This is a genomic window from Paraburkholderia sp. PREW-6R, assembly GCF_039621805.1.
Classification (GTDB): domain Bacteria; phylum Pseudomonadota; class Gammaproteobacteria; order Burkholderiales; family Burkholderiaceae; genus Paraburkholderia.
In genome coordinates this window covers 152,824-166,013 of sequence record NZ_CP155074.1, presented here as the reverse complement: position 1 = coordinate 166,013, position 13,190 = coordinate 152,824, and the positions used below count along the sequence as shown (strand labels likewise).

The 13,190-nt window shown below is 61.7% G+C and carries 13 protein-coding genes; 4 read left to right on the top strand and 9 right to left on the bottom strand.

Translation table 11 applies throughout. The features are described 5' to 3' along the window. Positions 1 to 81: 81 nt before the first annotated feature. Positions 82 to 1,383 carry a gallate dioxygenase gene (locus tag AAGS40_RS16045; protein WP_345815767.1) on the bottom strand — a complete coding sequence of 434 codons (1,302 nt, stop codon included), beginning with the start codon at positions 1,381 to 1,383 and terminating at the stop codon, positions 82 to 84. A 716-nt stretch (positions 1,384 to 2,099) separates the two neighbouring features. Between AAGS40_RS16045 and AAGS40_RS16040 the strand changes: the two genes are divergently transcribed. Beyond that, a complete protein-coding gene (locus AAGS40_RS16040) occupies positions 2,100 to 2,573 on the top strand; it encodes a hypothetical protein (protein WP_345815766.1) in 474 nt (157 codons plus the stop codon). Positions 2,574 to 2,640: 67 nt separating this feature from the next. Here the strand turns inward: AAGS40_RS16040 and AAGS40_RS16035 are convergent, their stop codons facing one another. After that, the gene (locus AAGS40_RS16035) at positions 2,641 to 2,964 is read right to left on the bottom strand and encodes a hypothetical protein (RefSeq protein ID WP_345815765.1); all 324 of its coding nucleotides are present in this window, start codon (positions 2,962 to 2,964) and stop codon (positions 2,641 to 2,643) included. Positions 2,965 to 3,170: 206 nt separating this feature from the next. Here AAGS40_RS16035 and AAGS40_RS16030 point away from each other — a divergent pair, with 206 nt between their 5' ends. Both AAGS40_RS16030 and AAGS40_RS16025 read left to right on the top strand, forming a co-directional pair. Further along, positions 3,171 to 3,398 (top strand): hypothetical protein, encoded by a 228-nt coding sequence (locus tag AAGS40_RS16030; protein WP_345815764.1) that lies wholly within the window; start codon positions 3,171 to 3,173, stop codon positions 3,396 to 3,398. A 103-nt stretch (positions 3,399 to 3,501) separates the two neighbouring features. Then, complete coding sequence (locus AAGS40_RS16025) at positions 3,502 to 3,972, top strand: NUDIX domain-containing protein (protein ID WP_345815763.1); 471 nt, start codon at positions 3,502 to 3,504, stop codon at positions 3,970 to 3,972. A gap of 69 nt (positions 3,973 to 4,041) precedes the next feature. Here AAGS40_RS16025 and AAGS40_RS16020 read toward each other — a convergent pair whose 3' ends face one another. Together AAGS40_RS16020 and AAGS40_RS16015 are read right to left on the bottom strand one after the other, a co-directional pair. Beyond that, a complete protein-coding gene (locus tag AAGS40_RS16020; protein WP_345815762.1) occupies positions 4,042 to 4,782 on the bottom strand; it encodes a DUF2278 family protein in 741 nt (246 codons plus the stop codon). A gap of 110 nt (positions 4,783 to 4,892) precedes the next feature. Next, positions 4,893 to 5,807, bottom strand: coding sequence for an AraC family transcriptional regulator (locus tag AAGS40_RS16015; RefSeq protein ID WP_345815761.1), 915 nt, complete (start codon positions 5,805 to 5,807; stop codon positions 4,893 to 4,895). Positions 5,808 to 5,920: 113 nt separating this feature from the next. Between AAGS40_RS16015 and AAGS40_RS16010 the strand changes: the two genes are divergently transcribed. Continuing rightward, entirely contained in the window at positions 5,921 to 6,673 is a 753-nt protein-coding gene (locus tag AAGS40_RS16010) for an SDR family oxidoreductase (RefSeq protein ID WP_345815760.1), read from the top strand. On the opposite strand, the gene AAGS40_RS16005 is transcribed toward AAGS40_RS16010, so the two are convergent. The 5 genes from AAGS40_RS16005 to AAGS40_RS15985 form a co-directional block, all read right to left on the bottom strand. Continuing rightward, positions 6,657 to 7,064, bottom strand: coding sequence for a hypothetical protein (locus tag AAGS40_RS16005; protein ID WP_345815759.1), 408 nt, complete (start codon positions 7,062 to 7,064; stop codon positions 6,657 to 6,659). The two genes, AAGS40_RS16010 and AAGS40_RS16005, sit on opposite strands and share 17 nt — an antisense overlap. 150 nt (positions 7,065 to 7,214) lie before the next feature. After that, a complete protein-coding gene (zwf, locus tag AAGS40_RS16000; RefSeq protein WP_345815758.1) occupies positions 7,215 to 8,678 on the bottom strand; it encodes a glucose-6-phosphate dehydrogenase in 1,464 nt (487 codons plus the stop codon). 173 nt (positions 8,679 to 8,851) lie between these two features. Further along, positions 8,852 to 10,330: an efflux transporter outer membrane subunit gene (locus tag AAGS40_RS15995; protein WP_345816578.1), complete on the bottom strand. Its 1,479-nt coding sequence runs from the start codon at positions 10,328 to 10,330 to the stop codon at positions 8,852 to 8,854. A gap of 17 nt (positions 10,331 to 10,347) precedes the next feature. Further along, complete coding sequence (locus AAGS40_RS15990) at positions 10,348 to 11,961, bottom strand: MDR family MFS transporter (protein ID WP_345815757.1); 1,614 nt, start codon at positions 11,959 to 11,961, stop codon at positions 10,348 to 10,350. Beyond that, positions 11,954 to 13,063: an HlyD family secretion protein gene (locus AAGS40_RS15985; RefSeq protein WP_345816577.1), complete on the bottom strand. Its 1,110-nt coding sequence runs from the start codon at positions 13,061 to 13,063 to the stop codon at positions 11,954 to 11,956. Before AAGS40_RS15985 ends, AAGS40_RS15990 begins: the two co-directional genes overlap by 8 nt. Positions 13,064 to 13,190: the final 127 nt, after the last annotated feature.

The following is a 13,190-nucleotide window of genomic DNA, read 5'->3' as shown; positions in this document are numbered from 1 at the left end:
CCGTATGCGCCGCCATGCATTACCTTTTCTGGTTTCGATGCCACGCCTTTGGCGAAGCATCGGCGCGGGCACATGCCGCCGTCAGTTCCTGCCTTTTTCCGCGGTATCCCAATCGAGTTTGCCCGCGCTCTTTCCCGCGACGGAGTACAGCGCGCCGGGCGCATTGCGCGTGCGCTGGAAGTCTTCCAGCGTTTCGCCGCGCATTGCCGCGTAAATGTGGAGATTCGACACACCCGTCACGGCGCCGAGCTTTTCGAGCATGAAGAAGATCACGCCATAGTGCAGCAGGCCGCGCCAGTCACGGCGGCGGATCAGGTCACGCTCCTGCTCGCTCAAACCTGCTACCTCGAAGCTCGCTTCCGGGTCTCTGACGAATGCTTCGCGGTGCGCCGGTTCGACCATGCGGTGAAGGTAGTCGTTGATCCGGTAGGCGCGCACCGCGACTTCGATCGAAAACGGGTAGGTGCCCGCGAGCTTTTCGACATCGGTCAGCTGAACCGCCATTTTTTGCCGGTGACGTTCGAGGATCGATGGTTTCGTTTCGTCGTCTTCGCCCTCGTAGATCGCGGTCGCGATACCCGCCATCGACGGCAGGTAGTAGCTGCGATGCTTGCAAACCACGTTGGACGACAGCGCGCCGCGCATCGTCAGCCACATGATGACTTCTGCGCCTTCGAAACCACCGAGTTCCGCGTATTCGGCAATCGTCATGTCGGCGAGCTGTTCAGGGTCGTTCTCGAAAAGATCGAGGAAGCGCTGGTCCCATTCCGTGTTGTTGAAGCCCGCGCGTTCGCCATGCACCTGATGCGAGAGACCGCCCGTCGCGACAATCGCAACCTTGATATCTTCCGGATAACTTTCGATCGCGCGACGCAACGCCTGACCGAGCTTGTAGAAGCGCCGCGCGCCTGGCACGGGAAGCTGCAGCACCCCCATTTGCAGCGGCACGAGTTTCACCGGCCATTCGGGCATGTGCGGGCAAAGCATCGAAAGCGGCGAAAAGCAGCCGTGATCGAGCGCCTTGTTCTGAAAGAACGACATGTCGAACTCGTCGGTCATCAGCGACGTGCCGATGTGCGCGGCAAGTGCCGGATGCCCGTGAATAGGCGGCAGATCGCGCGCGCCGCCGCCTTCGTCCGCGACGTGCCACTGCGGGCCGACGCCAAGCGTGAACGCCGAATAGTGGTCGAAGAAAAACGATGTGACGTGGTCGTTATAGATAAGCAGCAGAACGTCGGGACGCTTTTCGGCGAGCCAGTCGGCGAGCGGCGCGAAGTTCTCGAAGATGGGCGCCCACACGGGATCGTCGCGTTTGTTCTTGTCGAATGCGAAACCAATGGTGGGTGTATGCGAGGCGGCAATGCCTCCGATGATGCGGGCCATACCTGTACTCCTTCAAAACTCTTTGGGTTCGCCTGCGCGATGTCTACGCGCGGCGAGTGCTGCAAAGGTGATGCGTCTTCTCCGGCTCTTCTATCGTGGACGCGCAATCGGATAGCCGGGAGTGCATGCGTCTTTGCATCAACGGTACAAATTGCGCATGCGTGCCAAAAGTCCGGGTAAACCACCGAGCTTCCGTTTCTTGAGTGGCGGTTACGCGCTCAAGCGATGGCTTTGTAAGCCGGCACGATCCGTTTAACCCGCGTCCCGACTGGCGCTCGCGGCTTTCAATGCGCGGCGCGACGAGCCCAGCGTTGCTCATCCGGCCGTGCGGCGACCAATAAATAAATTAGATGGCCGGCAAGCCGATTGGCAAAACGGGCGGTGAGCCGGCAGGAAGGAGGAAAGCGAGACGCGATTGATTGCGCATGCGTCGGCGCGCACGCTGCCCGGCATCAGAAGATTGCACACGTCGTCAGGCGCCCGTCATAACGGAACCGTAACGCGCGGTAAGGCGCAGCGAGATGCGCTCTGTCGAACTACTGGCCCGCGAGGGCGTCCACTTCCAGCATTCGTTTGAACTATCTCTGTGCGGTGCGATCCGTTTAGTGACGAGTCGCTTTTTGTTGCGGCGTGTATTGCCTTGCGTTTTATGCGCCGTCTTTTTGTGCCAACTGCCGCGTGACGAATGACCACGCGCCCAACCGGAGAACCTATCCGTGCGAACCCTGACATTCTCGGTCAGCTTTCTTTTCATCTTCCTGTCAGGCTGTGCGACTTATCGCATGCATGAAGCACGAGAGCCGAAAGGCGAACTTGTCGGCTCGAACATTCAGGATCTCGTGCAGTCGGTTGGAATTCCCGACAAGACCATGAAGGTCGTCAATACCGGCGGACCCGCCGATCGCATGACAGCGCAGTGGAATTTCTCGAACTCGGACTCAGCGCTCGATATGACGCTGGTGTTGCTCGACGTGAAAGTAGGCGGTGCCGGCAAATGCAGCATGACTGCTACGGTCGATCGCTGGGGCGGCAAGGTGGAGGCGATCAATTTCCCGCAGGCGCACAGCGACAGTATTGGTTCGGACTACAGCGCATGCGAGCCGCTCGTCGAAGAAGCGATCACGCATATGCCGCATACGCCGATTGATCCCACGTACGATGCGTTCGCGCTAGTAGGCGCAGCGAAGTGATGACACAAGCTGCCTCGGCAGCGTCACACCGTCACCCGCACACTTGACCAACGTCGACCGTGGGCGATTACATTGCGCTTTGCGCGATGGCACCGGACGTTGCATGACGCGACTCGTTGCGCTCGACAATGAAGTCGTCCGCGGCAAGAGCGAGGGTGTCCATTCCCGCAATGGAACGCTTTGCACTGGCGCCGGACACAATGCATTCAAGCTGCGCGTAGAAGAGTTCGAGTTGCTTCGCGTCAGAAGCTTTGCGCTCGAGTTTGAATGCCTTTTCAAGCACGCTGCGCGAAACATGAAAGCGCTGCAAACCGAAAACAAGACGAATCTGGAAAACCACGCCGTCGCTGTTGTGCGGCACAGCCGCCCAGATGAGTGAATGGCTACTCATAAAACACCCCGTCATTTACGATCTTCTTTGAACCACGCCTTCATAATCGCACGCCTTATCGCATGCAACGAGATTTCAAAATTGTGGCGATTGCCGAATTGACATTTTTGCAACAGGGTCAATATTGCAGCGCAACAAAATGAGGGTAAACTGCCAGTCGAGTCTGCACTTCCGCTCATGTTTGTGCTGCGAGGGGAGAACGCGCCATGACGACCTATGAAGCTTCACACGCATCAGCCGCTGCTGTCTTACATGTCTTCGAGCAGGACGGCGGCTGGCATTGGGGTATTACGATCCCTCGTTCCGCAGGGTCGGGGTTCAAGGTGATCGGCTATAGCGAGACGACCTTTCCCGCCGAGGCGGCCGCCCGGCACGACGGCGACCGCGCGCTGCGGCACCTGTCGGCCACCGGCACGCTCGAATCGGTTCACTAAGTCGACTGATCGACCGCGCGCAGGCAACCGCTACCCGCGCGCCACACGCCTGTCATATTCAAGCCTGACGATTGCACTTGCACCGTTCTGCCCGAACGGAAAAATGACAAGAGACACTGTGAAGCAACGAGCAACCGTCGTCTGCCGCCTCGACAGGCGAATCCTGCTGGTCAGCCGCGAAGGCACCCGCTGGTCGCTGCCTGGCGGCAAGCCTGAGGCAGGGGAAGATCTTCGTGAGACTGCGCGACGCGAGTTGATGGAAGAAACCTGTCTGCGCGCCATCGATCTGCACTATCTGTTCGGCTTCACGGGAACACGCACGTGCCACCACGTCTTTGCCGCGCAAATCAATGACGGAGAACATCCCGTACCCAGCAATGAGATTACCCGTTGCACCTGGGTCGATATCGCGGACGTGGCGAATCTCGCGGTCAGCGCATCGACAAAAGGAATCGCCGAGATACTGGCCGTCGTGCCCATCGCATTACCCGGCTCATCCGATACCGGCGCGCGAAGCGCAACCGCTTCTCTCTGCCCATTACCCGCTTTCCCCAACGCGCTCTTTCGGCGTTAAGCGGTGCCGCTCATCGAGCGGCACCGTCCGGCCCGGCGTTTCGCCGTGACACATGCGCAAACTGGCGCGCTAGCCGAGTATGGGATGCGACTCGCCGGGGATCGGGTTACCGTGGGCGTCGGTTGGCACGAGCTGCGTCTGGAACGCGACGAAGAGCGCCTGAAATTTGCCATTCACTTCGACGATCACGGCGCCGTCCTGATTCACGCCATTCTCCGACGAATGGTCTCTTACCTTGCCGCCTTTGGGCTCCTTCGGGTTGCCCTGATTCATGTGGGTTTCGTGCAAGCCGTCTTTCTGCGGCTCGAACAGGAATCCGAATCCATACACAGTGACGTCCGCAGCCGGCTTCCAGCCGCGACGGTTGTCGTTGTAGGTCGGCGTGGGATAAACGAAATCGACCGGGGGTGCCGACATGTCGAGCTGAAGCATCTCGTTCAGCAGCGCATTGATGTCGTTATGTTCGGTTTGCGTGTCGAGCGGAATCGGCTTCATGCTGCTGAGGTCGACCAGATTGGCATCGTGCACGTAGTCGAGGGTCGGGAAGCCGGCAGTGCCGACACCGGCCGGCAACTGTTGAAGCTGCGCAATCATGGGATGCTCGAAGTTCTGATTCCACTCGTACAGCACCAGATAGCCGGCCGGGCCCGTCAGCGAACTGTCGGACTTTACGTTCGTGACAATGCGGAACTGCTCACCGTTCGCCGTTTCACTCACGATCACGTAGTGCGGGTCGCCCTTGTAGCCTTCGAGGAACGGCACACCGAGTGTCACCTTTCCCTTGAAAATCACGTATTCGTTTTGGGCCATGACTTCTTCTCCAGGAGTGGACCGACGATTATGCACTCCACGTGTGACAGGTTGCGGCTTCGAACGGTTCATCAGCGGCCTGATTCCGGGCGAGAAAAATGCGGATTCAATCAAGCGCCGCCATTGGCCATCTGCTCGCGAACGTAGTGGGTTGGCGGCAGCTCGACATGACGCGCAAACGCGACGCTGAACGCGCTCGCAGAGTTGTAACCCACGCGCTGCGCCACCTCCGCAACCCCGCCCTCGTTCCGCCGCAGCATGTTCTTCGCGAGTGCCATGCGCCACGCGAGCAGATACTCCATCGGAGCCGTGCCCACGGCACGGCTGAACCGCTCGAAAAATGCCGAGCGCGACAGTGCCGCTTCGCTCGCGAGTTCCGCGACGGTCCACTGCCTGGTGGGACTTTCGTGCATGCGTCGTATCGCGACGCCGAGGCGCTCGTCGGCGAGGCCGCGCAACAGGCCCGCCGACGCGCCGGTTCCTGCCGAGGAGCGCAGGGCTTCGATCATCAGCACTTCCAGCAGGCGAGCCAGAACCACGTCGCGCGCCGGCCGGTTTTCGCGCGACTCCTCGCCGACCAGTTGCACGATCGTAGCCAGTCTTCGCTCACCGCGCACATGCACGATCTGCGGCAACAGCGATACCAGCAACGCCGCGTCCGGCGAACCGAAAACGCAGTAGCCCACCAGGGCACGAACGTCGGCCGCGCCGTTTTGAACGCCGGTTCTGAACTCGCCCTGACGCAGCATGACCGGCGGGATGTCGAAGTCTTTTTCTGTCGCGGGTTCGAGACTCGACATCGTGAAGTCATAGGCGGCCGGAATCAGCACGAAGTCGTGTTGTACCAGCGTGAGCGGCTCTTGCCCATTCACCGCAAGCCGGCATGAACCTTCGAGGACCACGCAATAAAACGGTCGCCCCGCTTCCGAGCGGCGCACGCCCCAGCGACCTGCGCCGCTTACGACCTTCGAGAATCCGGCAAAGGGCTGGAGCAGCGAAACGACCTCCGCAAGCGGATCAACCATAGCCGGACTCCTGCGAACGAAACATGGACTTTCGATTGTAGCAAGTCCGGTCTCCGACGCTTATCGTGGTGGCCTGGCTGCATTGTCGCGGCCTGCTCATTGAAGGAATCCGCATGAAAACCGTTCTGATTACCGGCTGCTCATCGGGCTTCGGCCTGGAAACCGCGCGTTACTTTCTGGATCGCGACTGGACTGTGATCGCTACGATGCGCTCGCCTCGCGAGGACCTGCTGCCCCGCTCCGGGCGGCTGCGTGTACTCGCACTCGACGTGACCGACGCCGACAGCATTCGCCAGGCGGTGGATGCGGCAGGCCCCGTCGATGTGCTCGTGAACAACGCGGGCATCGGAGTGTTGAGCGCACTGGAGGGCATGTCGATGCAGACAGCCCGTGAAGTTTTCGAGACCAACACGCTCGGCACGATCGCCGTGACGCAGGCGCTGCTGCCGCAATTCAGGGAGCGCAAGACGGGAGTCATCGTGAACGTCACGTCGTCCGTGACATTGAGGCCGCTCCCGCTGCTTGCCGTGTACACCGCGAGCAAGGCGGCGGTCAATGCGTTCACGGAGTCCGTCGCGCTGGAACTCCAGCCGTTCAACGTTCGGGTCAAGCTCGTTCTGCCCGGGCGTGCGCCGGATACGCGCTTTGGCGAGAACGCGCGGCCCCGGATGCAAGGCCCGGTCCCCGATGCATATGCGAGCCTCACGCAAAGCGTGTATGCGCGGATGCAGGAGTCGTCCGAGGTCACACGGTCCGAAGACGTGGCGGAGGCCGTGTGGCGCGCCGCCAATGACCCCGCTTGCCCGTTCCGTCTACCGGCCGGCGCCGACGCGGTGGCGTGGGCCGCCGCTACTCCGCACAACTGAGATCCTTCCTCGGCACAACGATGATCGCCGGATACGTCCCGTGATCGAGTTCGACCTTGGCGACCACGGCCATCGTTGCGCTGTCGACGTCGTCGTACACGCTCACTTTTTCGTGACTGAAGGTGGTGATGCCCGTGCAGTCGGATGCGCGGCCTTCATCGGAGACCTTGCATTGAATCGGGTTATCGGCGATGTAGCGATAGCGGTCTCTATCCGCAGCGGCGAGATACTCGTGCACGCTCTGCGACGAGCCACCGACACCGGTGACGTAGCCGATCCCACATGCTTCTCCGGGCGCGTCACCGCTAGCCGGTGATTGCGCATGGGCCGCCGACGTCAACGCCGTGGCGACGATGACTACAGCGAGTGTCGAAGCGAGATGGTTTTTCATGGCGCGGTTCACAATTCTCGAATCAGAGTGCCGAATTGTAAAGGCATCATGTGGACGACGTGATACGCGGCGATGGCTGCAGCCCGACAGAGTGCAGTCGGAGCAAAGACGAGGCGCGTCCAGATAGCCGGCAACGCAACGGCCTGCGCTTCAACTGCCCAGCGCGTTCGGGTCGCGCCACGCGCGCTCGAACGGCAGACGCCATGCGCGCGGCGCGACGAGTTGGTGAATCGCATTCGGTCCCCACGAGCCCGGTGCGTAAAAGCGCACCGGCGGCGGCGATTCGAGCAATGCCGTGGATACCTCCCAGAGTCGCTCGATACCCTCTGCCGTGGTGAACAGCGTGCGATCTCCGCGCATGGCGTCGAGGATCAGACGCTCGTAGGCTTCGAGCACATCGCCGATGAGTCCCGTGTCGCGCATCGCGAACTGCAGGCTCAGTTTATCGAGCCGCATGCCGGGGCCCGGCCGTTTGCCATAAAACGACAGCGACATCTTGGACGCATCGGCGAGATCGAACGTCAGATGATCCGGGCCCTGCGAACCGACGCCCGAGCCTGCTGGAAACATGCTTTTCGGCGGCTCGCGAAAGGCAATGGAAATGATGCGCTGACCTTCGGCAAGCCGCTTGCCCGTACGCAGATAGAACGGCACGCCGGCCCAGCGCCAGTTGTCGATCGAGCATTTGAGCGCAATGAACGTCTCCGTTTCCGATTCCGGGCTCACGCCTTCTTCCGACCGGTAGCCGGTGTATTGCCCTCGCACGACATCGGTCGGCTGGATCGGCAGCATGCTGCGAAACACCTTGTTCTTTTCTTCGCTGATCGGCGAGGGTTCCAGCGACGTGGGCGGCTCCATTGCCATGAACGCGAGAATCTGGAACAGGTGCGTCACGACCATGTCGCGAAACGCGCCCGTCTGCTCGTAAAAACCGGCGCGCTTGCCGAGGCCGAGCGTTTCCGGCACATCGATCTGAACGTGGTCGATAAAATTGCGATTCCAGATGGGCTCGAAAAGACCATTCGCAAACCGGAAAGCGAGAATGTTCTGCGCCGGCTCCTTGCCGAGAAAGTGATCGATGCGGAAAATCTGCTCCTCTTCGAACACTTCGTGCAGGCGGGCATTCAGCGAAACCGAACTCGCCAGGTCGGTGCCGAACGGTTTTTCCATGATGATCCGCGAGCGCTCCACGAGGCCCGCTTCATTGAGCATGCCAACTGCGGAAAGCGCGGCATTGGGCGGCACACTCAGGTAGTGCAGCCGACGGCACTCGCCGTCGAAACCCTTCTCCGCATTCAGGACCGCGGGCCGCAGCGCCTCGGCGCCCGCCGTCAACGGCATGTAGTCGAGGTTGGCGGCGAACGCCTCCCATTCGGATTCGTCGACCTTGCGGGTGGAAAACTCGTCGAGTGCGGCTCGCGCCATGCGACGAAAGTCGTCGATGTGGATGTCGTCCAGTGCCACCGCGATGATCTTGCAGCCCGGAATGAATCCGGCACGCGACAGGTGAAACAAGCCCGGCAAAAGCTTACGCCGCGAAAGGTCGCCTGTTGCGCCGAACAGCACGACGACTTGTGGATACTTCGGACCAACGCCTGCAGAGATTTTCGCCATCCTGCAACTCCTCGAAAGCGAAGGGCTTCCGGTAGATTGCCTCGATTAACGGCGACGCCGTGGGAGACGAAGCATTCATTCAGCGGGCGGGAACCGCGCTGCGCAGAACCAGGAGGCGACTGCTTCGTCTGCCGTACGTTAATGCGGACAGCGTTGTGTGGCAAGCGCTATCCTTAGCCCTTTTGCGCCTCCCACCCGAGTCCAAGACTCTTCTGCAACGATACGAAATCTTTCAGCAACTCAGCCTGACCAGCCACCACGTTCTGCTGCGCGGTGAATTCCTCGCGCTGCGTGTCCAGCAGATCGATCAACGTAGCGACACCCGCGGAGTACCGCTGCCGCATCAGCGTAGCCGAGTGGCTCGCCGACGCCTGCACCTTCTGCAGCGTCACCACGTGGTCCCGCTGATGCCCATAGCGCGACAGCGACGAATTCGCGTCCTGCAGCGCGCCGAGCACCGCCTTCGTATAACGCGCTTCGGCTTCGTCACGCGACGCTTCTGCCGCGTGCACGCTACCGAGCGTGCGTCCGAAATCCAACAGGTTCCATTGCAGATAAGGCGCACCGATCCAGCTAAAATTGCTTTTGCGCACCAGATGACCCGGATCACCCGCACTGAATCCGAGATCGCCGAGCAGCGTCACTTTCGGAAAGAAGTCTGCAATATGTTCGCCGATCTGCGCATTGCTCGACGCGAGCCGCCGCTCCGCCGCGCGAATGTCGGGCCGTTGCTGCAGCATCGCCGACGGGTCGCCGATCGGCACGCTCGCGGGCAGCACGGGCAACGGCTGAACGGCGGCGAGCTGTTCGTCCAGCGCGCCGGGCTCACGGCCGGTCAGCACGGCGAGGCGGTCGAGCGAGTCGGTAAGTTGGGCATCCAGCGGAATCAGCGTTGCGCGGGTATTTTCAACCTGCGTGGACAGACGTTCGACGTCGAGGTCCGCCGCCGTGCCGCGCTCGCGGCGCTGCTGCGTGAGCGTCAACATGCGCTGCTCGGTCTCGGCCTGACGCTGCGCGAGTTCGAGCCGTTTCTGCTGATCGCGTAGTTCGATATAGGTCTGCGCGACTTCTGCGGCGAGCGACACTTGCGTGTCTGATAGATCGGCGTCGACGGCTTGCGCGTCGGCGGACGCCGCCTCGATCGCACGCCGCGTGCCGCCGAACAGATCGATTTCCCACGACGCGTCGAAGCCCGCGGTGTACAGCTGCAGCGGACCTCGCCCAGTGGAAGCCACGCTACTGCCGCCCGCGCCGGAGGAAGTCGCCGAGCCGAGCGAGTTGAGATCAGGCTCGCGCATGCGCAGCGCGGCCGCATCCGCCGACACTTTCGGCAATTCGTTCGCCCGTTGCTGCTGCAATTGTGAGCGCGATTCACGCAATCTTGCCTGCGCAATGTGCACATCGGGGCTGTGCGCGAGCGCGGCGGCGATCAGATCGTTCAATTGCGGATCGTTGAATGCAAGCCACCACTGGTTCGGCGCGGGCGTGGTGAGCGTGCCGGAGGCCGGCGCACGCACGAAAGTGGCGCTGCCGTGGGCGTCCTGTGCGACGGCCGGCGCGCCGTGATAATCAGGGCCGACCGTGCAGCCCGACAGCACGGACACCAGAGCGGCAACAGCCAGAGCGAAACCCGAAGGACGATTGAACATCATGTTGAAATGAAGAGACATTAGTGTCCGGCAGACGGAGGCGGCGGCGCATTCCGGCGCGGCGTTTTGAGCAGCAGCGCGAGTGGAACGCAGGCAAGTAGCGCGATGCCGAGCAGATAGAACGTTTCCGAATAGGTCATCACCACGGCCTGCTGCTGGATCTGCGCGCCAAGTTGCCCGAGTGCGCGCATGTGCGAGTACGCCATGTCGCCGGTATGAGCAAACCAGTTCGCGGCGTTGGCCGTCAGGCTCTCCTGACCGACCAGCGAATTGGCGCTGACGGACTCGCGGATCATGGCGGTGTGAAACGTGGTGCGCCGGTCGATCACGGTGCCGATCACGGCCAGCCCGATCGATCCACCGAGATTGCGCGCCATGTTGTACAGCCCGGCGGCGTCGCCGGAATCCTCGCGCGATACTGCCGCCATCGACGCCTGATTGAGCGGCATCATTGCGAGCATTTGCGCGGTGCCGCGTATCAGCTGCGACCAGACGAAGTCATGACCCACGCTTTGCGCCGTCAGGTCGATGTCGATCATGCAGCTGATCGCGTACATCAGAAGGCCGGTAATCACGAGCACACGAAAGTCGAATTTGCCGAGCAGTCGCGGCAGAACCGGCATGATCAGAAAGGCCGGCAAGCCGGATAACAGCATGATCGCGCCCGACTGTTCCGCGTTATAACCCGCCACCACGCCGAGAAACTGCGGCAGCAGATACGACACGCCGTAAAGCGCTGCGCCGACTGCCGACACGATCACGATCACGCTCGCGTAATTCGGGTTGCGCATCAAACTCAGGCGCACGATCGGCTTCTTCGCGGTCATTTGCGATGCGGCGATCAACAGCATGCCGAACACCGACACGCAGGTGAGCGAAACGATCATCGACGACTCGAACCAGCGCTCACGCTGACCTTCTTCCAGCACCACGGTCAGCGAGCTAAGACCGATCGCGAGACCGACGATACCAAGCCAGTCCGCGTTGAAAAAGGCTTCCCAATGCGGCCGGTCGGACGGCAACCCGACAATCAGCAATGTCATCAGCGCAAGGCAGATCGGCAGATTCATGAAGAAGCACCAGCTCCAGCTGATGTTCTCCGCCAGCCAGCCGCCCACCACGGGCCCGAGCAGCGGCCCGAGCAATACGATCAACCCGAACATGGTCATGCCGACCGGCAATTGCGACAGCGGCAGGCGGGTGCGGATGATCGTCTGCGCGGTTGGAATCAGCGCGCCGCCTGTGAAGCCCTGGCCGATGCGGCCGGCGATCATCATCGGCAATGTGTGCGACCAGCCGCACATCATCGAGAACGCGATGAAAAGCGCGGAATTGGTCAGCAGAAAATTGCGCAGGCCGAATACACGTGTGAGCCATGCCGCAAGCGGGATCATCACGATTTCCGACATCAGATAGCCAGTGGAAATCCATGTGCCCTCGGTGCCGGTCGCACCGATTTCGCCCTGGATCTGCGGCAGCGCGGAGTTCGTGATCGAGATGTCGAGCGTCGCCATCAACGCGCCGAGCGCGCCGGCGGCGACGGCGATCCAGTCGCCGGCGCTCGCGCGCTCTTCCGCGTGCGGTGCGCCCGGCGGCGCGGCGTGAGCCGGCGCAGTTGCGGTCGACTCAGCCACGGTGGTTCTCGGCGTCGATACGCGCATCACGATCACGCGCCGAACGCGTGTCCACGTCCACGTTCACCGAAAGCCCCGGCAACAGCACGCTGCGCGTTTCCGCGCCGGTGTCGATCCGGATTCGCACAGGGACGCGCTGCACGATTTTCGTAAAGTTACCGGTGGCATTCTCCGGCGGCAGCAACGCAAACTGTGACCCAGTACCAGGCGAGAAACTGTCGATCACGCCGTGCAACGTGTGCCCCGGCAATGCGTCGACATGCATCTCCACCGGCTGGCCGACACGCATCCGGCCCACCTGGGTTTCCTTGAAGTTCGCGAGCAGATAAGTGCTTTGCACCGGCACGACGGTCAGCATGCGAGTGCCCGGCTGTACGTACTGTCCGACCCGCACGGTACGATCGCCGATCTTGCCGCCGAGCACGCTGCGCACCACGGTGTTATCCAGATCGAGTTGAGATTGCTGCGCGCTCGCCTGCGCGGCTTCGAGCTGAGCGCGCGCCTGCGTGAGTTGGGCCGTGGCCGAACCGATCTGCGAACGCGCTGCGTCGACCGCGGCCGCATTCGCAGCGAGCGTGGCATTCGCCTGATCGCGCGTGCTGGTCAATTCGGCGAGCCGCTCGCTGCTCTCGGCACCGGTAGCGACGAGCGGAGCGTAGCGCCGCACTTCATCGCTCGCATGCTGGGCGCTCACGCGTGACACCTGCTGTTGCGCCTGAGCCTGCGCAATGTTGGATTGCTGCTGTCTGATGTCGGCCTGCGCGCGTTCGATGTCGGCTTTACGCGCGTCGATCGTGGCCAGCGCCTGGTCGAGTGCGACCTGGTATTGGCGCGCGTCGAGATGAACCAGTGGATCACCGGGCTTCACCACCTGGTTATCCGCGACATACACTTCGGTCACATAGCCCGCGATCTTCGGCGCTACGGTGACGCTGTCGGCTTGCAGATAGGCGTCGTCCGTGCTTTCGATGAAGCGGCCGACCGTCCACCAGCGTGCGAGATACACTGCGCCGGCAATCAACGCGACCACGACAAAAGCAATCAGCAGCGTGCGCCGCGATGGACGCCGCGCGCCCGCTGCGGGCGAGTCAGCGTCGGGCATTGGACGGGAGGGTGAGCCTGCGGTCGATGACATCTTGAAGTCCAAATAATTCCAATCGGCACAATTATTCCAGCCGATAAAATTGTGTCAAGTGATATATTTCTTCGACCGCCTTGCAGGGACTTTC

Bases quoted from the DNA above. Each gene is read 5' to 3' on its own strand.
- AAGS40_RS15985 (WP_345816577.1), bottom strand. From the start codon at position 13,063: ATGCCCGACGCTGACTCGCCCGCAGCGGGCGCGCGGCGTCCATCGCGG.
- AAGS40_RS16030 (WP_345815764.1), top strand. From the start codon at position 3,171: ATGACGACCTATGAAGCTTCACACGCATCAGCCGCTGCTGTCTTACAT.
- AAGS40_RS16025 (WP_345815763.1), top strand. From the start codon at position 3,502: ATGACAAGAGACACTGTGAAGCAACGAGCAACCGTCGTCTGCCGCCTC.
- AAGS40_RS15995 (WP_345816578.1), bottom strand. From the start codon at position 10,330: ATGATGTTCAATCGTCCTTCGGGTTTCGCTCTGGCTGTTGCCGCTCTG.
- AAGS40_RS16020 (WP_345815762.1), bottom strand. From the start codon at position 4,782: ATGGCCCAAAACGAATACGTGATTTTCAAGGGAAAGGTGACACTCGGT.
- AAGS40_RS16035 (WP_345815765.1), bottom strand. From the start codon at position 2,964: ATGAGTAGCCATTCACTCATCTGGGCGGCTGTGCCGCACAACAGCGAC.
- AAGS40_RS16045 (WP_345815767.1), bottom strand. From the start codon at position 1,383: ATGGCCCGCATCATCGGAGGCATTGCCGCCTCGCATACACCCACCATT.
- AAGS40_RS16010 (WP_345815760.1), top strand. From the start codon at position 5,921: ATGAAAACCGTTCTGATTACCGGCTGCTCATCGGGCTTCGGCCTGGAA.
- zwf (WP_345815758.1), bottom strand. From the start codon at position 8,678: ATGGCGAAAATCTCTGCAGGCGTTGGTCCGAAGTATCCACAAGTCGTC.
- AAGS40_RS16005 (WP_345815759.1), bottom strand. From the start codon at position 7,064: ATGAAAAACCATCTCGCTTCGACACTCGCTGTAGTCATCGTCGCCACG.
- AAGS40_RS16015 (WP_345815761.1), bottom strand. From the start codon at position 5,807: ATGGTTGATCCGCTTGCGGAGGTCGTTTCGCTGCTCCAGCCCTTTGCC.